This window comes from Hymenobacter wooponensis, assembly GCF_004745865.1.
GTDB lineage: Bacteria > Bacteroidota > Bacteroidia > Cytophagales > Hymenobacteraceae > Hymenobacter > Hymenobacter wooponensis.
In genome coordinates, this window is sequence record NZ_SRKZ01000004.1 from 56,049 (window position 1) to 79,024 (window position 22,976).

Annotated in this window: 15 protein-coding genes; 5 read left to right on the plus strand and 10 right to left on the minus strand. The window is 58.3% G+C overall.

Annotated features, from left to right (window positions below; all coding sequences use genetic code 11):
- Window positions 1-61 precede the first annotated feature (61 nt).
- Window positions 62-1,168, plus strand: coding sequence for a pectate lyase family protein (locus EU557_RS14015; RefSeq protein ID WP_135531098.1), 1,107 nt, complete (start codon window positions 62-64; stop codon window positions 1,166-1,168).
- A 179-nt stretch (window positions 1,169-1,347) separates the two neighbouring features.
- Here the strand turns inward: EU557_RS14015 and EU557_RS14020 are convergent, their stop codons facing one another.
- On the minus strand, window positions 1,348-2,226 hold the full coding sequence (locus EU557_RS14020) for an alpha/beta hydrolase (protein ID WP_135531099.1): 879 nt from the start codon (window positions 2,224-2,226) through the stop codon (window positions 1,348-1,350).
- A 140-nt stretch (window positions 2,227-2,366) separates the two neighbouring features.
- On the opposite strand from EU557_RS14020, the gene EU557_RS25510 reads away from it, so the two are divergent.
- Window positions 2,367-2,507 (plus strand): hypothetical protein, encoded by a 141-nt coding sequence (locus EU557_RS25510; protein WP_167855212.1) that lies wholly within the window; start codon window positions 2,367-2,369, stop codon window positions 2,505-2,507.
- Window positions 2,508-2,672: 165 nt separating this feature from the next.
- Window positions 2,673-3,722: a S41 family peptidase gene (locus tag EU557_RS14025; RefSeq protein WP_135531100.1), complete on the plus strand. Its 1,050-nt coding sequence runs from the start codon at window positions 2,673-2,675 to the stop codon at window positions 3,720-3,722.
- A gap of 97 nt (window positions 3,723-3,819) precedes the next feature.
- Here the strand turns inward: EU557_RS14025 and EU557_RS14030 are convergent, their stop codons facing one another.
- The 5 genes from EU557_RS14030 to EU557_RS14050 all read right to left on the minus strand — a co-directional run bounded on the left by EU557_RS14030 (window position 3,820) and on the right by EU557_RS14050 (window position 12,357).
- Window positions 3,820-4,875 (minus strand): SDR family oxidoreductase, encoded by a 1,056-nt coding sequence (locus EU557_RS14030; protein WP_135531101.1) that lies wholly within the window; start codon window positions 4,873-4,875, stop codon window positions 3,820-3,822.
- A 221-nt stretch (window positions 4,876-5,096) separates the two neighbouring features.
- On the minus strand, window positions 5,097-5,885 hold the full coding sequence (locus tag EU557_RS14035) for an NIPSNAP family protein (protein ID WP_135531102.1): 789 nt from the start codon (window positions 5,883-5,885) through the stop codon (window positions 5,097-5,099).
- 78 nt (window positions 5,886-5,963) lie between these two features.
- Entirely contained in the window at window positions 5,964-8,585 is a 2,622-nt protein-coding gene (locus tag EU557_RS14040) for a polynucleotide kinase-phosphatase (RefSeq protein ID WP_135531103.1), read from the minus strand.
- 237 nt (window positions 8,586-8,822) lie between these two features.
- Window positions 8,823-10,802: an OmpA family protein gene (locus EU557_RS14045; protein WP_135531104.1), complete on the minus strand. Its 1,980-nt coding sequence runs from the start codon at window positions 10,800-10,802 to the stop codon at window positions 8,823-8,825.
- 106 nt (window positions 10,803-10,908) lie between these two features.
- The gene (locus EU557_RS14050; RefSeq protein ID WP_135531105.1) at window positions 10,909-12,357 is read right to left on the minus strand and encodes a 3' terminal RNA ribose 2'-O-methyltransferase Hen1; all 1,449 of its coding nucleotides are present in this window, start codon (window positions 12,355-12,357) and stop codon (window positions 10,909-10,911) included.
- Between the two features lie 267 nt (window positions 12,358-12,624).
- On the opposite strand from EU557_RS14050, the gene EU557_RS14055 reads away from it, so the two are divergent.
- Window positions 12,625-14,121, plus strand: coding sequence for a PhoX family protein (locus tag EU557_RS14055; RefSeq protein ID WP_135531106.1), 1,497 nt, complete (start codon window positions 12,625-12,627; stop codon window positions 14,119-14,121).
- Between the two features lie 239 nt (window positions 14,122-14,360).
- Complete coding sequence (locus EU557_RS14060; RefSeq protein ID WP_210116053.1) at window positions 14,361-16,268, plus strand: cytochrome-c peroxidase; 1,908 nt, start codon at window positions 14,361-14,363, stop codon at window positions 16,266-16,268.
- Between the two features lie 214 nt (window positions 16,269-16,482).
- Here EU557_RS14060 and EU557_RS14065 read toward each other — a convergent pair whose 3' ends face one another.
- The 4 genes from EU557_RS14065 to EU557_RS14080 all read right to left on the minus strand — a co-directional run bounded on the left by EU557_RS14065 (window position 16,483) and on the right by EU557_RS14080 (window position 22,974).
- Window positions 16,483-19,209: a choice-of-anchor I family protein gene (locus EU557_RS14065; RefSeq protein ID WP_135531108.1), complete on the minus strand. Its 2,727-nt coding sequence runs from the start codon at window positions 19,207-19,209 to the stop codon at window positions 16,483-16,485.
- A 235-nt stretch (window positions 19,210-19,444) separates the two neighbouring features.
- Complete coding sequence (locus EU557_RS14070) at window positions 19,445-20,836, minus strand: GH1 family beta-glucosidase (RefSeq protein ID WP_342588246.1); 1,392 nt, start codon at window positions 20,834-20,836, stop codon at window positions 19,445-19,447.
- Between the two features lie 211 nt (window positions 20,837-21,047).
- Window positions 21,048-22,052 carry a glycosyltransferase family protein gene (locus EU557_RS14075; protein WP_135531109.1) on the minus strand — a complete coding sequence of 335 codons (1,005 nt, stop codon included), beginning with the start codon at window positions 22,050-22,052 and terminating at the stop codon, window positions 21,048-21,050.
- A 46-nt stretch (window positions 22,053-22,098) separates the two neighbouring features.
- A complete protein-coding gene (locus tag EU557_RS14080) occupies window positions 22,099-22,974 on the minus strand; it encodes a UDP-2,3-diacylglucosamine diphosphatase (protein WP_245326275.1) in 876 nt (291 codons plus the stop codon).
- Window positions 22,975-22,976: the final 2 nt, after the last annotated feature.

Consider the following 22,976-nt stretch of genomic DNA (forward strand, 5'->3'; position numbering starts at 1 on the left):
CGCCGCTCTGCTTACCTGCCTCAATGGGCAGCCTTTCCTACCACTTCCAAAACCCATCCACATGAAAACTAATGCTTTCCTGGTATCTACACTATTATCCTTATCGGGCCTATTAGCGGGCTGCGAAAAGGGCACCCCAACGCCCGTTACTCCTGGGGCGGCAAACTCATCAACCACTGATGTAGAAGCCTCGTGCGCTGCGCAGGGCTGGGCTTCGCAGGGCGGAGTAACCAACGGCGGGGGCACGGCTACGCCCACCGTAGTCAGCACGTACGACCAACTTAAGGCCGCCATTACTAACTCGGCCGTGAAGGTGGTGCAGGTGAATGGCACAATTACTATTCCATCTGGCGGGCGCGTTTCTTTCCAGGACCAGAGCAACAAAACCCTCTTTGGTTCGGCCGGGGCCAAGCTGGTTTCCGCCGATCAAACCCAAGCGGGTTCGGGTATTATCTACGTGAAGCGGTGCTCCAACATTGTTATTCGCAACCTAGTTTTTGAAGGCCCTGGTGCCTACGACGTAGATGGCTGGGACAACGCTACTATTGATGCCTGCACCCGCGTCTGGATTGACCACTGCGAGTTCCGGGATGGGGTCGATGGCAACCTTGACTTCAAGAACACCGCCGACTTTATCACCGTTTCCTGGACCAAATTCGCCTACCTGAAAGCCCCGCGCGCTGGTGGGCCCGGCGGCTCTAACGACCACCGCTTCTCTAATCTCATCGGCTCTTCCGATGATGCCACCGCCGACCGGGGCAAGCTCAGTATTACGTTTGCCCGCTGCTGGTGGTCTCAGGGCTGCGTGGCCCGTATGCCGCGCGTGCGCTTTGGCAAAGTACACGTCGTGAACAACGTGTTCAGCAGCTCTGTGAGCACCTCGGGGGTAATGGCTGGGTTCGAGGCCAACCTACTGATTCAGAACAACGTGTTTGAGAACATGAACCGCCCCATCGACCTGATGGCCAACAACTCTACGGCTGTGCAGGCTACGGGCAATATCTTCACCAGCACCACCGGCAATACTGCCGGCAACGGCAAAACGGCTTTCACGCCGCCCTATACCCTGTCGGTGCTAAGCGCCTCAAGCGTAAAAGCCGCCGTGACAGCATCTACCGGTGCCGGCGCTACCATAGCGGGTAATACATGCGCCAGCAGCGGCATCTAGGCCACTGCTCAGAAGTTACTTAGTAGCATCTTCCTTTTTTAGTCTTTTAACACTCGGGCCACCCGCGAATTTCTTCGCAAGTGGCCCGAGTGCTTTTGCAGCATGTTGCAATAACCACTTCCCTTTCCGCAACTAAGCCCTATGGATGTATTGGCGTAAAAGCACTTCCTGAGGCGGCTTTACTCCTGATGTTTATGCGCCGGATTAGGGTCCAGGATGTTGTTATCAGCCAGCCAGTCGGCCATGCGTTGAGGCCATGACTGCAGAGATGCCAGCTTAGAACGCTGGCCCATGTTGAAGCCGTGACTCCCCTGCGCATACAAGTGCACTTCTAAGGGCACATGTGCCTGGCGGTAGCCACGCAGCAGCTTCACAATGGGCTCCGAGCAACATACATCGTTGTTGGCAGCCAGCATAAAAGCCGGCGGTGCCGTAGTCGTAATTGAGTCTGGTATCCCTAGCGGACCGGGATAGATGAGCATTTGGAAGTTGGGCTTGCCGTTCAGTCGATCTACGGGGTCAGGCGCCTTTGGGTCACCTTGGCCGTCGGCGTAGGCCACCGTCGCCACAACTTCACCGCCGGCCGAAAAGCCCAACATACCGAGGCGGTTGGGGTCGATGCCCCACTCTTTGGCACGGCTCCTGACCAGGCGCATGGCACGGTAGGCATCCTGCTGGGGCTGCTTGTCGAGCGAATACGGTGAACCCTCCTCCCGACTCAGCCGATATTTCAGTACAATGGCCGTCACACCGATGCTGTTTAGGTATTGTGCCGGCATAACCCCTTCCGAATTGTACACAAGTAGCCGATGTCCACCCCCCGGGCAGATGATAACAGCCGCGCCAGTTGCCTTTTCCTTAGGGGGTAGGTACACAGCAATAGATGGGTTGTGAATATTCTTCACCCAATAGTCCTGGGCTTGCTCGGGCTCGTTGCGCCGATTTTCAAACCCAGGCGCACCCTTAGGCCACAACGGCACTACCAGCGGCTTAGTTTGCGCATAGCCAGTGGAAAACCCAAACAACGCTAACAGGAGTAATAAGTAATTCTTGAGCACGCGCGTAAGTGGTAAAGGTTGGGAGGTAATTATTGCGATACTACATATTTCTGAGGCACTTATCTTATTCGATTCGTCACCTTTTCGAGTAGGGCCTATGTTCTCCGAGTGCTTTCCTAATCGCCTAGCTTTTCACCCTCGTGCTCTACCCCAACATAGCCTTTAAAACCGGCAACGTTACGTTTATCAAATATCTTCAGGTAGGCCAACTCGACGCCGTGTTGAGCTGCGTCAACCTTGAGCAGCCATTCCGGCAGCAAGGTTGGTTCAGCTACTTCTAAGCACGTTGAGCACTCGGGCCTCCCGCGAATTTCATCGCAGGCGGCCCGCGCTGCTTTTGGCCATTGAAATACAAGTTTTCCTTTCCGCAACTAAGGCAACACTAACCGGCCATACAAAACTGACCTCACAACCAACCCTTGCTCTGCAATCCGCATCTTCGCAGTATGAAGAAATTAGGATTGCTCGTGTTATGTATAGCAGCTACCCAGGTGGCCCAGTGTCAGACTACTGCTACCCCACTCCCCGATTCCGTTAAAACCTTTCTTGATAAGAGTCTGACACTGCTGGAGACTTACTCGCTGGAGCGGGGCGCCGTGAACTGGGCGGAGCTGCGCCAGACGGTGTACCAGAAAACCCAAGGGGCGCAGTCGGTGCGGGAGTTGCTCCCGGTTTATCCGTATGTGTTTGAGCAATTGAAGGACGACCACGGGTGGCTGACCTACAAGGGCAAAACCTATAAATGGCGCAACACCGCCCGCCCCACCTACGCCAACACAGCCGTGAAGGAAGCTCTGGCTAAGAAGCCCGGTGTGCTGGTGAAGATGCTGCCCGGCAACGTGGGCTACATTCAGCTGCCGGGCATCAATGCCGGAGGTAGCCTGCAGCAGATGCGCGATGCGGCCAAAGTAGTCCAAGACTCCCTCTGCCGCCTTAACCCCGACCAAGCCAAGTCCTGGATCATTGACCTGCGCCTGAACGACGGTGGCGCTATGGCTCCCATGCTGGCCGGCATTGCCCCCCTCATTGGTGACGGTTACCTGGGCGGCTTCGTGGATAAAGATGGCAAGCCCGATCAGCAATGGTACCTCAAGCAGGGCAACTTCTATATGGATACCATGCGCGTGACTACCCTGCAAAACCGCTGCCCTATTAAGCGCACCGATAAACCCGTGGCCGTGCTACTCAGCGGCCGCACCGCCAGCTCCGGCGAGATTGTAGCCATCAGCCTTAAGGGCCGCCCCGCCACCCGCTTTTTCGGTGAGCCTACGTACGGTGCCACCACCGCCAACGAAAGCTACAAGATCAGCGGCTCCTCCTACCTCACCATTGCCGGCATGCAGGAAACCGACCGTAATAAGGTAGTGTACCGGCCCAACGTAGCGCCCGATGTACTCATCACGGGCGGCGATAACTTCACAGACCTCAGCAAAGATGCCAAGGTAACGGCAGCGCTTAAGTGGCTGAAAACGGCAAAACCAGGGAAGACTAAGTAAGCACTTGAGTGAATACTTGGCGGTTAAGCACTTACAACAGCGCCGCAGTATCCCGTGCCAGTAGATATCAAACGGCCGTAAGGGCTACATGCTCTAGCTACGGGATAATTTTTTCGGCTTTAAGGTGCTCAAACTGGTTGCGGAAAGAAATGAAGCTGTCGAGGTGCATGTTGTGAAAGCCGGCGCGGCGCAGCTTGTTGACATCGAAGAAGGCATCGGCTTCCACGTTGAAGATGAAGTCGCCGAAGGGCCACTGCACCAACTCATCGAGCGTATGCTCCTTCAGGCCGTGCTTCTGCACCATTTGCTGCCACAGCTCCGCTTTGTCTTGCATATACTCGTGCAGCGGAAACGTAATAGGCTCGGCGTATTCCACCCCGAAATACTCGGCGAACTTAGGCCACAGTTGGCTCCAGCGGAAGATGTCGCCATTGGTGACGTTGTAGATTTGCTCCCGGCATTCGTCGTGAGTAGCTACCCATTCCATCCCTTCGGCAAGCAGGGTAGCATCCGTCACGTTCACCAGCACGTGATAGGCCTGTAAGCTGCCCGGGAAGCGGAACGGTACGTGCAGCTCCTTGCACAGGCTGGCGTACACGGCAATCAGGTTAGCCAGGTTCATGGGGTTGCCCACAGCAAATCCCACCACAATATCGGGCCGTACAGCCGTCCAGCTCCAGGCTTTGCCACTGGATTGCTCTCGCAAAAAGTCTTCCTGACTGTAGTAGAAGTTGGGCGGAAAGTGCCGCGGGTCGGTTTCCAGAGCGGGCGTTTTATAGCGGCCCAGGTGGGCGCCGTAAGCCTTACCCCCTTGAATAAAGGTGATATGCTGAAAGTTGGGAGCTAGTTGCTCTAGGCCTAGTACTAGGTTGCGTAGAAGCGCCAGGTTTACTTCAGTTTGAGCCGCCAGAGTTTTGCCTTCGATGTAGGCGGCGTATATCACGTGAGTTACCTCCCGCAGCTGCTCGGCTTGGTCGGCTACGGCCTGGGGATTCAACAAATCCAGCTGCACGTAGCGAGCCGGCGTTTCATAATCCAGCGCCGAGGCGGAGGTAACGATGACATTCCACTGGCCCGTGGAGTGCAGGTAGCTAACCGCGTTGCGGCCAATGATGCCGTTGCCGCCAACTACCAGAATCGTGTTTGTAGACATATCGTAACCGGAGTAGAAGTAAAAGTCAGAGATGTGTGACTTAGTACGGCATTTACATGGCTACGTATACTATAAGATAAAAATGACTGGAGGCATGGGCCCACACGTAAACTTTCATTCCAGTGCAAGTGAAGCGACAGGCCTAGTAGATTATTAGAGAGGATTCCCCTACTCGCCTAATGAAGTCGGCTATAGAAGATAGCATGTAGGGCACTGTTTATTTAAAGCCCTGAGTACTCAGTTGGCCGCAGGAAAACGATGTCGATGTGCGACACGTTGTTTTGATATTCGGGCAGGCTGGATAGCTTCTTCCACTCAGGGTCGCTGCCGAAGGCTTTCCAATGCGCTTCGCGGGACTGCATGTTGGGGAAAGAGGTCATGTACATCAGATTCGGCATTTTAGAGCCGAAGACCACTTCCCCGTAGAAAAGGGCATTAAAACCTAGGCGGGAGAACAGCTTAATTTCCCCGCCTGCGTTAAACATTTGCACTTTATTCCGGAATATCTTCTCGCTGGCGCCCTCATAGCTCCGCAGTTCATACACCCGCTCATTTTTGGGAGAATTGAATTGCGGGGTTGCTAGGCCAGTCATATCCTCGAAAGGCTTAATGAAGACTGTTTCCAAGCGACTATAGGCTGGGTTATTGTGAGCGGCATTTACGTAGGCGCCCCCGGCGGCCAGCAACTTAGCGCTGGTTTCCCTGGTCACTTTCTCCCACTGATTAAGTGAACTGTAAGGAGTCAACACATAAACCCGTCGGTCAGCGGCCGTATCATTACCGATGGGCTTAAACACGCCAATGGTAGCAATACCGGCGGCGCGCAATACAGGTATGTATTGGCGCTGTAGGAAGCTATCAATCAGTGCTTCCTGACGCGTGGTTTTAAGGTGATAGACCTTTAGCTCCATGTAGGCAGGCCGCGCCGCCAGCTTAGTTGCCTCAGCATGCCCACTACCTATTGCAAAGGCTAGAAGAAGGGTAATAATTACAAAATGAAGCTGTTTCATGTAAGAGGGGAATTACAGAATGACGGCAATGGATACTCTGATTTCTTTAACTCGGTTTGATTAACGCAGATTTACGTTTTACAGCCGCGGATCTATGGCCTCACTTTCTAGCGCCAGCACCCCAAACACGCACTGATGCACCTCCCGCAACGGGGTGCCAGCCACGAAGCGCTCCACGCCTTCAACACCAAGGGCAAATTCGCGCAGCGCAAGGTTACGCTTGGACTTTACGTTTCGCTCCCGTAGGCGCTCCAGGTTACCGGGCAGCAGGTAGTCGGGGCCGTAGATAATGCGTAGGTACTCGCGGCCCCGGCACTTGAGGGCGGGTTGCACTAAGTTTTGTCGGCCGCCGGGGATGAAGTCATACGGCTTTACTACCATGCCTTCGCCACCGGCGGCGGTGAGGTCGGTCCACCATTGGGTGGCAGCTTCTACATCCGCAACATCTTGCAGGTGCACCACACGGTAGGGCGTAGCCCGGAGCAGGCTCTCATCGGCCAGACAAATGGCGCGCAAGGTTTCCATGTGCCAGGCGTGGTCTTTATCGAAGTAAGTACGGCCCTCGGTAGCAAGCAGGTGGAAGGGCGCCAAGCGCAAGTCGGCCAGGCTTTCCACGGGCCAGCAGTAGCGACGGTAGGCCTCGGCGTAGTGCTGAGCAGCAGTTTGGCGAGCCGTGGTGCGGGCTAGCAGTGCCTCTATGCCGTCTAGGCCACGTGTTGCCGCCTGGGTAAGTACCGCGGCTGCTTCGGGTAGAGCGGCCGTGGCGGCGGCCGCTACGGCGGCATACTGGTTTTTGATCAGCTCCTGCGCCTTAGCCGACCATGGCAATAGCTCGGCATCGAGGCAAAGCCAGTCGGTCTGGAATTTCTCCCAGAAGCCAGCCGTGGTCAGGGCATCCTGCAGGCGAGCCAGAAAAGCGGCTTCTAGGCCAGTATCGGTGAAGAAGTTACGGCCCGTGCGGGTATAGCACTTACCGGGCCCCTCACCTACCACTCCAAAGCGGCGGCGGGCGGCATCCTCATCTTTAGCCAGCACCACTACCACCCGGCTGCCCATGTGCTTTTCCTCGCATACCACCCGCTCCTGGCCTTGCCGCCGGAAATAGTCGAAGGCTTCGGCGGGGTGCTCCAACAGGTCGGGCAGGGCGCTGGTTTCTGAGGGGCTCATGGTGGGCGGCAGGTAGAGCAGCCACTTCGGGTTCAGGGCAAACCGACTCATCACCTCCAGCGCGGCCGTGGCATTTTCCTCTCGGATAGTAACCGAAGGCAATAAACGCGTTTTGATGATTTGCTTGCCGGTTACATCCCGAATGTCAAGCAGGTCGTCGTGCTGCTGCTGGGCGGAGAGTTGGGTAGCTTCTGCCTGTTGGCTATTGACCTCGCTTGCTCGCCGCAGGTAATCCAGCGGGCGCACTGGCTCGCAGTACACCTGAGCGGCAGGAACCGCTACCAACTCCCGCTCGGGGTAGCGCAGGGCCGTAAGCTGGCCGCCGAATACACAGCCGGTATCGATGTCGATGGTGTTGTTAAGCCACTCGGCATTGGGTACGGGCGTGTGGCCGTACACCACCATGGCCCGGCCCCGATATTCCGAGGCCCAATTGTAGCGCACCGGCAAACCAAACTCGTCAATTTCCCCGGTGGTTTCGCCAAACAGCGCAAAGGCCCGCACGGCACCGGAGCCCCGGCCCTGCATTTCCTCGCGCATACCGGCGTGGGCCACCACCAGCTTGCCCCCATCCAGCACATAGTGGCTCACAAGCCCATCCAGGAACTGGCGCACTTGGCTCTTGAAGGTGTCTGATTCCGTAGCTAGCTGCGCTACTGTTTCGGCGAAGCCATGCTGCTCATTCACGTTTTTACCGTTGAGGTAGCGCAGCAGCTTGATGTCGTGGTTGCCGGGCACACAGAGTGCTAGGCCACTCTGCACCATGTGCATCACCAACCGCAGCACCTGCGGCGATGCCGGCCCGCGGTCTACTAGGTCGCCGAGGAACAGGGCCCGGCGGCCCGCAGGGGCCGTCACGCGCACGCCCAGGTCGCGGGCGTCCTGCAAGGGCATTTCCTCAATGCCGTAGCCTAGGCCAGTAAGTAGCTGCACCAACTCGTGGTAGCAGCCGTGTACGTCGCCGATGATGTCGAAGGGGCCAGTATCCTGCTTACGGTTGCTGTAAAGCGGGTCGCGCACGATGGCTTGCACGGCATCAATTTCCTCAGGACCGTGCAAGTGATAGATGTGGCGGAACCCCTCCTGCTTGAGTGTTTTGAGGCTACGCCGAAGCTGCTGGCGCTGCTGGGGCACCACGTGACGGCCCATGTGTTGGCGCTCCGCGCGGGCCCGATTTCGGTCCTCGGCAATGCGGTCGGGCACGTCGAGGATGATGGCAGTGGGCAACACGTGGTAGTCGCGGGCCAGTTGCACGAGGGTTTTGCGCGCCTCGGCCTGCACATTGGTGGCATCTACTACCGTCAGCAAGCCACGCTTCAGGCGTAGGCCTATCAGGTAATGTAGTAGCGCAAAAGCCTCGGGTGTGGCCGACTGGTCGTTCTCATCATCAGCCACCAGCGCCCGGCACTGGTCCGACGACACAATTTCGGTAGCCTTAAATAAGCGGCGGGCAAACGTACTTTTCCCGGCCCCCGAGGTACCAATGAGCAGGACCAGGGAGAGTTCAGGGAGTTTAAGAGCGGTCAGGGGCATAATCAGACACAGGGTATCTATAGTTGGCCGTAATATTACCTAATGAACTTCGTGAACTCGTTACCCACTCCCTGGGTGCTCGTTCTTACTGGGTTATTGTTCCCAATAGGTTGTCAGTCTCGGTCACCACAAAAAGCCCCTCCTAAGGCTCGGTTGATAGCTAAATACAAGGTATTAGATGAAGTGCTAAGCCCCAACCTCACCAGAGCCAATCCATGAGGTCTATCCCTCTTGTTACTACCTCCCCGTTACCCGAAACTCTACGCGGCGGTTGAGCTGGCGGGTGGCTTCCCGGTCGTTGCTGGCGCGCGGCTCGGTGCCCCCCAGGCCTAGGCCAGTAATGCGCGCTGCGGCAATACCGTGACGTACCAGATAGTTTTTCACGGTAGCCACGCGCTGTTCGCTAAGCTGCACGTTCTTCTCCGCTGACCCTACATTATCGGTGTGGCCGCGCAGCTCAATGGTGAGGCTGGGCGTGTCGGTGAGCAGCTTCAGCAGGTTGCGCAGGGCCGGGTACGATGAGGTGAGCAGGCGGGCACTCCCCTGCTCAAACCGGACGCGCTCTAGCTGCAAGGTGGTGCCTACATGGAGTGGCTTAAGCAGCACATCCTGCACGTAGGGGCCGCGCAGTGCGGTGTAAGTGCTGTCGAGTGGCAGGTATCCAGCCAGTTGCACATGCGCAACCGTGGTCTTGCCCGGCTCTACTAAAAACGAAAACCCACCATCTGCTTTGAGCGGCACGGTAGTTTCTGCCCCGGCTAGGCCTAGGCGCAGAGTAGCCTGTGGTAAGGGCTGCAGCGTAGCGGCATCCAGCAGCCGCCCCCGCCACGTGCCAGTAGCCGGCACCACCGGGGGCACCGCGCGAGCTACGGGTGGTTTGACTGGCTCCGAACGGAAAGTGTTGCAGCCGGCCAGATCAGTGTAAATGCCCCGACGAACTACCTCTGCCTTGCCAGTAGGCAACTCGACCCGGTACAACGATTTGGGGCCAGCGAGATAGAGCCTCTCCCGGCCATCCTCATCTGCGTGAAACAGCAGGTCGCTGTAGCCGCCGCGCTCGGGCAGGCCGGTCAGGGTGGTTAGCGTCGGGGAGGGTTGGCGAGTATCGAGGTTGATGCTCATCAGGGAGCCATCGGTGCTGTACACTTGGTACAACGTTCGGGCATCACCCAGGCAAAAGTTGCCGTGTGAGCCAGCCCCTTTAAAGCTGATAGTGGTGTAATAAGGCGCCTTCCGCAGCGGATCGGTAGTCCAGAGTACAGTCACGGTTCCATCAGCGGGGTCAACTTTCACTAGCTGGGCAGCATCTGACGTCATGAAGTAGAGCTGGCCACGCTCATCCGTGGCCGCCGAAATCCAGGCGTTTTCGGGCCCTTGAGCGGGTAGCCGCCAAGTGGTATACTCGCCCCGCCGCGTGCTCGGATTGTAGCGGTACACCAGCTCCGGCGTGTTGGTAGGTGCTTTAGTTACCGAATACAGGCAGTTATCGAAGCCCTTGGCCAAGGCGTAGGATTGAAATGGAAGCACCTGCCGATGCACCTTCGGGCGGCCCGACAAATCGGAGCCGGTGAACTCGTGAATGGTCCGGCAATCGTCTTCCCAGAGGTCGTCGTGTACGCGCAAGGCCGCAATGCCGTAGATCTTGTCGTCGCACTGCGGAGCTGTTGGAGCACTGATCGGAGTAACCTTAGCGGGAGGCTTGAAGCTAAAGGACTCTATAAGCTGCTCCCCTTCGGCCAGAAAACGGGCATCTTGGGCAGTAGCGGCTTTATATTCCAGCTGCCATTCACTATTCCCGAGCCACAGACGCCGACCCAGGACCCGCATGCGCGACGCCGACTCCCCAGCGTACGTGTACTGGTAGCGCATTTCCTCATAGCTCCCAGCGTAGTGCTGCTTCATATACAGCACTCGTGCCTGAGGTAGCTGCAGGATATCCTGCCGAACCACATCCTGCTGGCTTTGTGCAAACAGGGTGCTTTGCCCCTGTGGCCTAGCTGGCAGGGGGTGTTGCCGCAGCGTTACGAGGGCTTGCTCTGGCGCCTTCCCAACGGTGAAAATCATTTCCCCATCTGGCCGAGATTGGCGCTGCCAAGTACCCGGATAAATCAACTGGTACTGCCCTGCTGAATCAGCATAGACTCGCCCCGGCACTAGCTCCTGCGCGTGGAGCTGCAGCCAGCAAAGCAGGAGGGCCAGCGTTAGCAACACCTTCATAGGTCAACTATTAAGCAACTTCACTGCCTAAAGGTAAACAACCTACTGCTCCTACCTGACTCGCTACGCTTTATCTGTCACACAAATTCTATATGCCGGCGGCCGTCTACCGCTCAAACACTGCCAGCTGAGAGGGGGCGCCTACTTCCGCTGCTTCTGGCCCCAGGGGCTCCACGCGCACGGCGTAGTCGTGGCGCGCGGCCACGCTTGCGGCCCACGCCGTGAATTGGTCCCGCGTCCATTCAAAGCGGTGGTCAGAGTGGCGAAACTCGCCGGCGGAGAGGGTTTCGTAGCGTTGGTTGTAGTCGGCGTTGGGCGTAGTGACGAGCACGGCGCCGGGGCGGGCCCGGGCAAATACTACCTGCTCGAAGGCTGCCAGCCGGCTTTCGTCAAGATGCTCAATGACTTCTACCACGGCCGCCGCATCGTAGTCGGCCAAGCGCGGGTCGTGGTACAGCAAAGAACCTTGGGTAAGCGTAAGCCGCTCGCGCTGGCGCGGGGGCATCTCGGCCACGTGCAGGCGCTGCTGGGCCCGCTCCAGTTCCCGCCACGACACATCCAGCGCCAAGATGTGCTCCACGTGCGGAATGTTAAGCAGGCGCCGAACCAGCTTGCCTTCGCCGCAGCCTAGGTCCAGCACACGCTTGGCCCCACGCCGGCGTATTTCCTCGGCCACGCGGTCTAGGCGCAAGTCGTGGAGGCTTTGCTTCTCGCCTACTGCCCCAGCCTGGCCTAGGAGCTCTGTCGCCGTCCCTGCTTCGGCGGCCGCTGCTTCTGGGTAGGCCTCCTTCCCAAACCCATCGTCTGTGGCATTCTCATCTACCTCCAGTAGCCACTCCAGGGTGGGGTTCACAAATTCCGCAAACCGCAGGTAACGGCGCGTGATAAACTCCCGCTCGGGGTGCTGAGGCAGCCAGTCCATTCCGCGGCGCAACAGCTTTTCAGCTTCCTCCTGGTTAATCCAATAATGCTTATCTCCCCGGTCAAGCACGGGAATGAGCACGTAGAGGTGGCTTAGCAGGTCGCGCAGGCGGATGGCCGGATGGCGCAGTTGCAACGTGTAGTATCGGCTGTCGCCCCACTCTGGCCTGGTGGGGTCTAGGAGGTGTGCTTCCGTGCTGACTTCATAGCCTAGCGGCAAAAACAGCCGTTGCAGCTGCTCAACGCCAGCGGCAGGCATCACGGCCACCGTGGCCTCAAGCGGCAGCAGCGTATCTGGCAGCTCTGGCCGGTCTTTGCAGGTCCCATTCATGGCCGTGTTAAAGGCCTTAGATAAGGCTGAGCTCAGGAAGGAAGAGGCCACGTAGGGCCGGTCGTTGACGTACTGTTCTAGCGCGAAGCCTTCGCCAGCGGGGCCACGGTGGCTGCGCACCAGCGCCACCGGGTCTATATCGAGCAGGAGGGCCGCGGTGCAGCGCTCTGGAGTAGCTTCGGGGTAGAATATGTGGGCCTGACCAGCAGTTATTTCCAGCGTTTGGAGGCGAGCAGGGTTCTTGTGCAGCAGATAGCCCAAATCGGTGGCGGGCTGATGGGTAGTGGTAATGGTAAGCAGCATCGGCAGGATAGCAACGCGAATAAATTACAGCCCGCTAAAAGGCACTGGGCTGGGGCAAGATACGGGAATGTGCCCTGTTCCTGCCTCATAAGAATAGCGGACTCAGCACCCGCCTACCAGCTAACATTCGCGTAATTCTCGCATCATCTGGGCTTAATCATTTGGACATCTCTTCATAATCAGCAGTCAATCATGCGGTAATACGGTCGAAATACTTTTGGGCATCCTTCCAAGTGCTCTTTTCATCCATCATTTCTACCTGTGTTTATGCACACTTCTACCCTTCCCGTGCGCTTGCTGCTCGGTCTGGCTTTCACCACTGGCCTAGCGGCCTGCTCCGACAACGACAACGATACGGATAGCCCCACGGAAACTCCCAGCACGGTAAAGCTCGACAACTACTCTACTACGCCGGTGCTGGCAAAAATGCAGTCGGGTTTTGAGGGCGTGAAGATGTACTCGCTCATCAGCTCTGACGATAAGCTGGCGGCTTCGCCCGACTTTATGTTTGGGGGCTCCGCCGACGGCGCCGGCCTGCTGCGCGACCCCGACGGCAAGGGTTTCACCATGCTCGTGAACAACGAAGACAACATGGCCATCTCCCGGGTGCACTTTGATGAAACGCTACGCCCCGTGCGCGGCGAGTACGTACTGAACTCCGATGGGGGCCGCTGGCGCCTGTGCTCGGCTACGCTGGTAACGCCGGAAGAGCACGGCTTCGGCCCCTACTTCCTGAGCGCCGGCGAAAGCGCCGTAGATGCCCAAACGCACCTCATTCAGCCCTTCGCCGACAATAACACCCAGAGCACTCCTAAAGGCATTAAGGGCCTGGGCTACTGGAGCGCCGAAAACGCCGTGCCCTTGCCCAAAACGGCCTACACTGGCAAAACGGTTATTCTGACTGGGGAGGATGCCTCGGACGCTACGGGCGGCCAGGTGGCTCTCTACATGAGCAATGCCGTGGGCGACCTCGACGGTGGTCAGCAGTACATGCTTCGTCGCAAAGACCTCAACCAAAAGGAAAAGGAAATGGTGGTGGGCCAGAAGTATGAGGTAGAGTTTGTGTCTATTCCGGACTACAAAAACCTCACTGGCACCCAAATGCAAGCTCAAGTAGATCCGCTGAAAGCCATTAAGTTTGGGCGGGTAGAAGACCTTGACTACCGCAAGGGTGGCGGGGCCAATGGCCGCGAAGTGTACTTTAATGTAACTGGCCAGGACTTCACCGGCGTCAATGCCGACCAGAGCCGCACCAAATGGGGACGCACGTACCGTTTGCTGCTAAATGAGCAAAACCCGCTGCAAGGCACGCTGGAAGTAATTCTGGATGGCGACGACCGCAATGGCAAGGCCAAAGACTTCCAGAACCCCGACAACATTTGCGTAACCCAGAACTACGTCTACATTCAGGAAGACTCCAACGGCTACGGCTCCGAAACCCATGATGCCTATATCTACCAGTACAACATTGCGACGGGTGAGCTGAAGAAGGTACTTGAACTGGACCACCACCGCTCGGAAACCGACAAGGACAAATACAACGTGACTGGCAGCGCTTACGCTCCGGCCACTTCCACGAAGGGTAGCTGGGAGTACGGCGCCCTGGTTGATGTGTCGGATGTAGTAGGCCAGCCCAATACGTTTACGCTCTGCATTCAGCCCCACACCTGGCGTGCCCAGAAGTATAAGGATGGTGGTGCTAAGCCCAACAATGGCAACGACCAGGCCAGCCAAGTAGTGATACTGAGCGGCCTGCCCCGCTAGTTTACTAGCTCGATTTTTAGGCCCACTATTCTTAGCTGTTATTACAATCAGCGTGAATTAGCCAGCCCTGCTTCTGCCCCCAGAAGCAGGGCTTTGCGCAAGTGCCTATTTCTTCTTTGTACTACCATTTTCCATTGCCCAACCCAATTACCCAAATAGTAAACATGACCTTTTACCATTTGGTATTTAATTGATTTTCAATGAGCAAATCGAAAATACATTCTCTAGCTCTGTTAGGCTTGGCACTTAGCTGGATGGGCTGTCAACGCTCCTCTTCTCCAACTAACTCTAGCCCTGCTACGCCAGGTGGTAGCCCGGCGGAGCAGGTTCTGCAGCAGTACCAGCAGGACCTCACGCGGCTGGATTCGGCGGTGGCCTTGCTGCAGCGGACTGTTGCGCAACGGCAGCCGGTAGCGCGGCAGCGGCAAGCATTCCTGGCTGCCCGGCGCGCCTGGAAGCGCACGGAGCTATTGGCTGAATATTACAGCCCCTCCACGGCAAAACTCCTGAACGGACCAGCTCTGGGCGAAGTAGAGGAGTTTGATCAGCAACAGCGCATCCATGAGCCCGAGGGCTTACAGGTGCTGGAAACCTACTTTTACCCCGAGCCTTACTCTCCAGCGCAGCAAGAGAAAGTGCTAGAGCAGCTGGCGTTTGTGCGCAGCAGCCTACTGAGCCTGCACCACGCCGCCGAAACGCTTTCTCCCACTGACAGTCACCTCTTTGATGCGGCCCGCCTGGAAGTATTTCGGGTGATGACGCTGGGTGTATCGGGGTTTGATACGCCGGCCTCGCCGGGAGCCGCACCCGAAGCCGCCGAAGCCCTGGCATCGGTGCAGGCCACTCTGGCCCCGTACCGGCCGCAGCTACTGGTGCGGCAGCCCGGCCTCGCCGCCCGCCTTGATAGCACCTTCCGCGCCGCACGGAGCTTTCTAGGCCACCAACGTGATGCCGCTCGCTTTGATCGGTTGCGCTTTCTGGTGGCCTACGCCAACCCACTAAGTCAGCAGCTTTGGGCGGCGCAGCAGGCCCTCGGGATTCCGGCGTTTAAGGAGGTGCGGGCCCTGCGGCCCGATGCGGCCACCTTGTTTCGGGCAGACGCATTCGATGCCACCGCCTTCGCCGCCAACACCTCCGTGCGCTCCACCCCGCAGCAGGTACTGCTAGGCCAGCAGCTCTTCTTTGACCCGGTGCTTTCCGGCAACGGCAGCCGCAGCTGTGCCAGCTGTCACCAGCCCACGCGGGCCTTCACCGATAATCAGGTAAAAAGTGTGGCTTTCGAGGGACGGGGTGTGGTGGCCCGCAATGCCCCCACTCTACTAAATGCAGCTCTACAACGCACCCAGTTTCACGACGGACGGGTAAGCTTCCTGGAAGACCAAGCCGCCGCCGTAGTAGCCAACCCCACGGAAATGCACGGCTCCCTGGCCGCCGCCGCCCGCCTGCTAACCCGCAGCCTGGCCTACCGCACAGCCTTTGCGGAGGCTTTTGCCACCAAGCCTAGCTCGGCGGTGCAGGAGGAACAGGTAAAAACCGCACTGGCCGCCTACCTTCGGTCCCTCATCAGCCTTAATGCCCCGTTCGATAAGTATATACGCGGCGAGCCAGAAGCCCTGGGGGCCTCCGCCCGGCGCGGGGCCAACGTGTTTCTGGGTAAAGCCAAGTGCGCCACCTGCCACTTCCTGCCCCTGTTCAACGGCACCGTGCCACCCAGTTTTGAGCGTACCGAGGCCGAAGTACTGGGCACCCCAGCCCAAGCCAGCCTCCATCCGCGCACGCTCGACGAAGACCTGGGCCGGGGCGGCGCCACCGGCATCCGGTGGCAAGAGCACGCCTTCAAGACCCCAACGCTGCGCAACGTGGCCCTCACGGCTCCCTACATGCACAACGGCGCCTACCGCACCCTCGAAGAGGTCATTGACTTCTATGACCAGGGCGGGGGCGCTGGCCTAGGCCTGGCCGTGCCTAACCAAACGCTGCCCGCCGATAAGCTCCACCTCACCGCCCAGGAAAAGCACGACCTAGTGGCCTTCCTCCGGGCCCTCACCGATACGACTGGCCTAGGCCACTCCGCCCCCCGCACGCTGCCGCAGTTCCCTTCTGAGTTAGCCCGTCTTAACCGCCGAAAGGTTGGCGGCCAGTATTAACCAAGTCTCTAACATCAACAGAACGGGCATACTGAGTTTACCAAAGCATCTCTCCCGCTGACCATTCAACTGCCCGAGGTTAGCAACGAAGCGCACTAGATGCATCGGCTCCGCTCAGCAACACCGTTCTGATACTTTACTAGCAGCTTCACTACAATAGAAAAGCCCCGACCGATAACCGGCCGGGGCTTTTCTATTGGATGCATGACTACTGCTACTTCACAACCAGTTTTGTGCTAGTGCCCTCATCAGTACGCAGCACGTACACGCCCGCCTGTAGGCCAGTTGTTTCTACTGTTTCCGACTTGCGGAGCTGGCGCACTGGCCGCCCCAGCGCATCGTGCAGCGTGCCCGAAATAACCCGGTTCAGGTGCACCCGGCCGGGTTGGGCGGGATTAGGGTACACTTGTAAGGGTTCCGTGGCGCGGCCTTTGGTGGTGGCCGTTACAGTACCGGCCTGCACGCCATATACGGCTACCGTGCTGCTCACTTCATTGGCCAGCAGTAGCAGAGGCTGCCCCGTGGGGCTGTTGGCCGCCGAGATGAACACGAGGCCCTCGGGGCCCTGGTCGCCGGTACCGCTGGTGAGGCTACGATTGTTCACGTAGGTTTCCAGCACTGGGCTCGCTGGGTTATTCACGTTGAAGGCCATTACGCCACCTACGCGTTCCATTGACACAAAAACGTAGGTATCAGCCCCAATAACGGCAGTAGTCACGCCTTCGGGCTCGGGCCCTTTGTCGTCGGAGCGGTTTTTCCGGACGGGGTTGCCGGTGGAGTTGCTGGCGTTGAAGATTGCGCCGTACGTGGCATCGGTGCTCGTCACGCGCTCCAGCAAGTCACCACTATCGTGAACCAAGGCGCCGGTGCTGGCATTGAAGATGCTGAACGAGCGGCCCCCAAAGGCGTAAATTTCGTCGAAGTCCCCGTCCCCATCCGTGTCGCCGAGTTGGTTCGTGACGTTGAGGCGGCCTAGCACTTGAGTATTTTTTAGCAGGGCGGCATTAGGGAAAGCCGTGGCATCGAGCCGGTAGCTGGCATCGCCCAGGCGCACAGCCTCCGTTAGGGCCGTGTACTCGCGGGCATCCCCCTCATTGGCCGTAACCAGGTAGCGCTGCCCCGCCCCCTCAAAGGTGGCAATGGCGTCGGGCTGGCGCATGCCTTTGATAGGCCAGTTGGCGAGCAGCACGTCCGAGGTCTGGTCGGAGGCGTCCAGGGAGAAGCCGGGTTGGCTGTGGTCTTGGTAGCCCACCGGGCGCAGGTTGGTAAACTGCTTGGTGGTTAAATCCAGGGTAGCAATGGCGTTGTTCTCCTGAAGCGTAATGTAGGCCACCTTAGAATCAGCGGAAACCGCCACGTACTCGGGCTCTAAATCCTGCGCTACGGTGCTGGGCGCCGCGGCCGTGCCGCCATAAATCCGGATTCCTTGCTGGCGCAGGGCGGCGGCCTGACCATTGAAGCCAGTGAATCCGACGGTTGTTACGCTGGCCTGCGTTAAGCCAGCCACGCCCCCGCTGAAGTCGATTATAGAAACAGAGCCCTCGGGGTCGAGGCTGTAGTCTGACTTAGGCTCTCCCTCGTTAGCAGTGATGAGCAGCTGCCCATCAGGCGAGAAGGTAATCATATCGGGCAGGGCTCCTACCGATACCCGTTTCAGAAACACTCCGTTCTGATCCAAGAATACTACGGAGCCATTTTGCTGCGGGTCGCTGTCTTCCATAGCACAGGCCACTACTCCGTTGCGCACCGTCACTGAGTTGATGCCGCCGTAAGGTTTCACGTCGATGGAGGCTACGGCTGTTAGCGTACCCATAGCGCTCAAGCTCAGGATATCGAGCTTGCTCCCGACGGAATTGGCCACATACAGGCGCTGCGTAGTTGGGTCATGCGCCACTATTTCCGCTGAATTGGTGCCGCTAGCCCCGTTTTGATAGCTACCCAAATGGGCAAGCTTTAGTTTTTTGTTTTGCAGCGGTGCTTCACCATCATTATCCTTGATGTAAACCAGCACCTCCGTTTTGCCGGTTTCAAGCGTGGCATTCGTGGGGTTCTGCAGGCGCAAGCTAAAATACTCCGCTCCTTCCGCCAGCTGATCATCGGTGAGTGGAATGGTCAGGGTTTGGTCGGCGGTAGCACCGGCCGGGAAGGTCAGCGTCTGCGGAGCCGGTAAGGTAAAGTCGGTGCCAGCAGTGGCCGTGCCGGGCACCAGCGCCACTTCCACCGTGCTGGGGGCCATTCCCGGATTGGTGATGCTTACCGGAATGCTCACCGTACCCGCCGTTTCGTTGACGATGGCCGTGGCCGCGTTCAGGCGCAACGACGGCACCACCGGGGTGCTCGACTGGCCTAGCACCACTTCGTCCCAGGCGGCCCAGTCGTCGTTGCCATTCTGACGGGCTGCCAGGCGCAGGCGCACGGCCGTAGCCGTGGCCGGAATAGGCACCGTTACCGTCTGATAGGCTTTGGTGTCCTTGTTAAGTTGGGTGTACGTTTTGGTGGCGGGCCATGTGGTGCCGTTATCAAATACCACTACATAGGCCAGGGAATCGGAAGGGTCAAACGCGTTACTGAAAAATTGAAACGACACCTGGTTGGCGGCCCCAGCACCCGGCTGAATGGCCACCGGGGCAAAGTCCAGGAAGTGCCACATAGAGGCACTGCCGGTAGAAGGCCCCTCTAGGTCGCGCATTCCCCAAAGTTGAGCACCCGCAGCGGGCAGAGCGGCCGTACCCGCGGTGCCGGTGGTGCCCACCGTCGGCAGGGCCGCCCACTGGTCATTTTCAGCGGGCACATTATAAGTCGCTGGCGTAGTTGTGAAGGTCCAGGTATCGGCCGCAGTGCCTTCAAAGCCCTGGCGCACACTTTGCCCTAGGGCCGGCCCCACACTCAGAGCTAGCAACAGCACCCCGCCGCCTCGTTTGAGGAGTAATGATTGACGCATCCTAGAAATTGTTGGTGAATGGATGCGTCAAAGCTACCGGCGGCCGGTTACGGCAAGGTTACGAGTCAGTTACCTAATCATGAAGGGTAGTAGTGCGCTAACCGGTAGGCATTAATTATAGAAACCCGAACCGGAGGTCAGCGGAGCCACGTGCCGCGACTATATCATTCAGCGGCACAGCAAACGGCTGTAGCTGCTCACCAGTTGAAGAACCTAGCGTAAGTTTTGCCATTTGCTAGGCCACTTCTCCGCGTAAAAATTGGCTGTACCAATGCCCGGAATTCTTCACGGTGCGGCGCTGAGTTTCGTAGTCGATGTGCACCAGGCCGAAGCGTGGGCCGTAGCCCTCAGCCCACTCGAAGTTATCCGTAAACGACCATGCAAAGTAGCCTTCCACGGGTATGCCCTCCTGGCGGGCCCGCAGCACCTGGCCTATGCTGGCTCGCAGGAAAGCTTGGCGCTCAACATCGGGTACCTGACCCATAAGGTTGATTTGATCAGGGAAAGCCGACCCATTTTCCGTTACAACCAATCGTTTAACATTTGGGTAAGCAGCAAATTGCTTCAGCGCGTGATATAGGCTTTCGGGGTATACCTCCCACCCCATGTCAGTAAAGGGTACACCGCGGCGGGGAGCACTCACCAAGCTGGCCCAGAGCAGCGGAACCCAGGGAGCGTGACGCACTACCTCGCGAGTATAGTTTTGCACCCCTAGGAAGTCAAAGTCAAATGGTAGGCGCTCCAGGTCACCGGGCCGGATATAGCGCTCTATCCAGCCCAGCAGGGGCACGTCTTGTACGGGGTACCCTAGGCCTAGAGAAGGCTCCACAAAGAGGCGGTTCAGCAAGGCATCGGCGCGGCGGGCGGCCCGTAAGTCGCGGGGGTGGCCTAGGCGCCAGGGCATGATATGCGAGCAGGAAAAGGTGGTCCCAATATGTGCATCGGCGGGCAAAATAGCTCGCAGAACTCGGCCCCCCTCCGCCTGGGCCAGGGCGGCGTGGTGGGTAGCCGCGAGGAAGGCACCCAGACTCCTTCGGCCCGGCGCGTGAATGCCCAAAAGGTGCCCGGCACCTGTGAAAGCCATCGGCTCATTTAGTACCAACCAGTGCTTCACCCGATCGCCGAGGTGGGCAGCCATTAGTTGAGCGTAGTCAGTGAACCAGCCCACCACATCGGGGTTGGTCCAGCCGCCGCGCTGCTGCAGTGCCGATGGTAAATCCCAGTGGTAAAGGGTAAGCCAAGGCGTGATACCACGGGCCAAACAACCATCTACCAAACGGTCATAAAAACCTATACCATTTGAGCTAATACCGTTTGTTCCATTTGGTAAAACACGGCTCCAGGCCACAGAAAAGCGAAAATTGCTAATACCCATTTGTTGCATTAACATCAAATCGTTTGCCCACCGGAGGTAGAAGTCAGCGGCAACCTCTGCTGTTTCTGCGCGCTTTATTTTTCCTTTCCGCCGCACAAAATCGTCCCATATACTAGGCCCTTTTCCGTCCAGGTTCCAGGCTCCCTCCGTCTGGTAGGCCGCCGCTGATACTCCCCAGTGGAAGTCACTGCCAAAGTCAGCACGCGTAAAAAGATCTGGGGAGGTTGGGGGAAAGAACGCAGCAGGCAGCACGAGTCAGGGTAACGTGATAGGGCAAAAGAAAAAGTATCCCTACTGTCGTCGTAGGTGGTGAGGCTTGGGCGTTGGGGCGGGTTCTGCTGCACTACGCCGAGTAGATTTGGCGGAGTCGTTGGTTAGTTCAGAACGGGTCGTTGGAAAGTTGGTTTTCGCTTCTTGAAGCAAAAGCTTTACCACCTCCCTAGCAGCTAAAGCCCTCTACTCCTTATAGGACCTTCTCCCCTACTTCGAATAACAGCTTATCCAATACGGCAGCGGTTTCATCGGGATAATCGACGGCAACTGGACGGCCATACTGCAGCCAGTTGTCGATTAAGGCGAGGGAATTATCTTTCAGGTTCTTCGCCACGGGCACCCCCAGTTGCGCCAAGGCGGCGGCGTTGCAGGCCTGCTCGTACTGCTGCTTCATCGGGATTACCAGTAGCTTTTTGCCTAGGTACAGGGCCTCAGCGGGCGTTTCAAATCCTGCTCCGCACAGCACCCCGGCGCTGCGGGCCATGCTGTCGGTGAAGGCGGCTCCACTTACGGGCCGCACCCACACGTTGCCGTGCTCCGACTCCTGCCGGCTGTGTTTGCTGAACACCTCCCAGCGCACCGTCCGGCTAAGATAGCGTAGGCGGCTTACCAGCGTGGCCTCATCAAAAGCGGGCAGATATACGGTGTAGTGCCCTTCATTGCGCGGCGTCAGGGCCCGCACCTGCTGCCGAATTACGGGCGTGTAAATGTGGGGCTCGTACCGCTGGAAGTGGAAGCCGTAGTGCTGCGTAGTGGGTGCATAATGGCGCAACACGGCCCGCCCCACGGGGTCTAGCTTGGTGGGCTGGGGCGCAGCGGCACTCAGCACCGCCGCCTGGTGGCTCAGGGCCACGCAGGGCACGCCCCGGTTCCAGCAAGCCCACGCCGATACCGGCTCAAAGTCACTTATCACCACGTCGTAGTCCTCCACGGGTAGTTGGCGCAACTCCCGCAGAAATGCCGCCGAATTAAGCTGCCAGAACGTTTTAATAAAGTTGATGCCCCCCTTCTTCCCGAAAATGAACCCCAGACCGTGGCACTGATGCTGCACCTCAAATGGCAGCCGGATATCGGCGGGCGGGCCGCTCACGAGCACATCAACCCGCTCGGCGCGCTGTTGCAGCAAGGGCACTATATCAAGGGCCCGGCTTAGGTGCCCATTGCCAGTGCCCTGAATGGCATAAAGAATCTTCAAGGGGTGCGTGTAGGTGGTGTGGTGGTGCAGGCCGCAGTAGGGCCATTTATTTCATACTGATTTCTCGGAGCAGATCAGCCAGCAGTTCCGCCGCGGGAGCATCAGCGGCGGCATCGGTTTCGTCGGGCTCGGGAGTTTCAGCGGGTTCGGGCTGGTGCTGAGCTTCGTCGTCCTGGTAGCGGTAGAGCTGCCAGCCGGCCGCCGAGGTATACTCCAGGGCCGTGAGGTTCTCCACCCAATCACCGGAATTGAGATAGGTTACCTGGCCCGCGCTGGTGGCCAGAGTCTTGATTTCGGGGCAATGAATGTGCCCACAGGCCACGTAGCGGTAGCCACGGTCGGCGGCAATGGTGGCAGCCGTCTGCTCAAAGTCGCTCACCAGACTCACGGCACTTTTCACGCGGTCCTTTACTGCCTTCGACAACGCCACGCGGGGCCGCCCCAGCCGGTGCAGGCCCCAGTTCACGAGGCGGTTCAGCAAAATCAGCAGGTCATAGCCGTGACTGCCGAGGCGGGCCAGCCAGCGCGAATGACGCATGGTCACGTCAAACACATCGCCATGAAACAGCCAGGTTTGGCCATGGGGCAGGTCTAGCAGGAGCTTGTTCTCGATGCTTAGCGCGCCCAGGCGGGTGCCCGCAAACTTGCGTAGCAGCTCGTCGTGGTTGCCGGTGAGGTAGTGAATTCGGGTGCCTTTGGCCGCCATACCAGCCAGGTGGCGTACCACCCGCATGTGGGCCGCGGGCCAGTAGCTTTTGCTGAACTGCCAAATATCTACGATGTCGCCGTTGAGCACTAGCGTACGGGGCCGGATGCTCTTGAGGTAGCGTAACAGCTCGGGGGCGTGGCAGCCGTAAGTTCCCAGGTGTACATCAGAAATCACGCACACCTCTAGGCGGCGTTTGGCGGGCCTTTTCATCATGG

Coding starts and splice junctions, on each gene's coding strand:
- EU557_RS14015 (WP_135531098.1), top strand. CDS start 62: ATGAAAACTAATGCTTTCCTGGTATCTACACTATTATCCTTATCGGGC.
- EU557_RS14025 (WP_135531100.1), top strand. CDS start 2,673: ATGAAGAAATTAGGATTGCTCGTGTTATGTATAGCAGCTACCCAGGTG.
- EU557_RS14030 (WP_135531101.1), bottom strand. CDS start 4,875: ATGTCTACAAACACGATTCTGGTAGTTGGCGGCAACGGCATCATTGGC.
- EU557_RS14035 (WP_135531102.1), bottom strand. CDS start 5,885: ATGAAACAGCTTCATTTTGTAATTATTACCCTTCTTCTAGCCTTTGCA.
- EU557_RS14040 (WP_135531103.1), bottom strand. CDS start 8,585: ATGCCCCTGACCGCTCTTAAACTCCCTGAACTCTCCCTGGTCCTGCTC.
- EU557_RS14045 (WP_135531104.1), bottom strand. CDS start 10,802: ATGAAGGTGTTGCTAACGCTGGCCCTCCTGCTTTGCTGGCTGCAGCTC.
- EU557_RS14050 (WP_135531105.1), bottom strand. CDS start 12,357: ATGCTGCTTACCATTACCACTACCCATCAGCCCGCCACCGATTTGGGC.
- EU557_RS14055 (WP_135531106.1), top strand. CDS start 12,625: ATGCACACTTCTACCCTTCCCGTGCGCTTGCTGCTCGGTCTGGCTTTC.
- EU557_RS14065 (WP_135531108.1), bottom strand. CDS start 19,209: ATGCGTCAATCATTACTCCTCAAACGAGGCGGCGGGGTGCTGTTGCTA.
- EU557_RS14080 (WP_245326275.1), bottom strand. CDS start 22,974: ATGATGAAAAGGCCCGCCAAACGCCGCCTAGAGGTGTGCGTGATTTCT.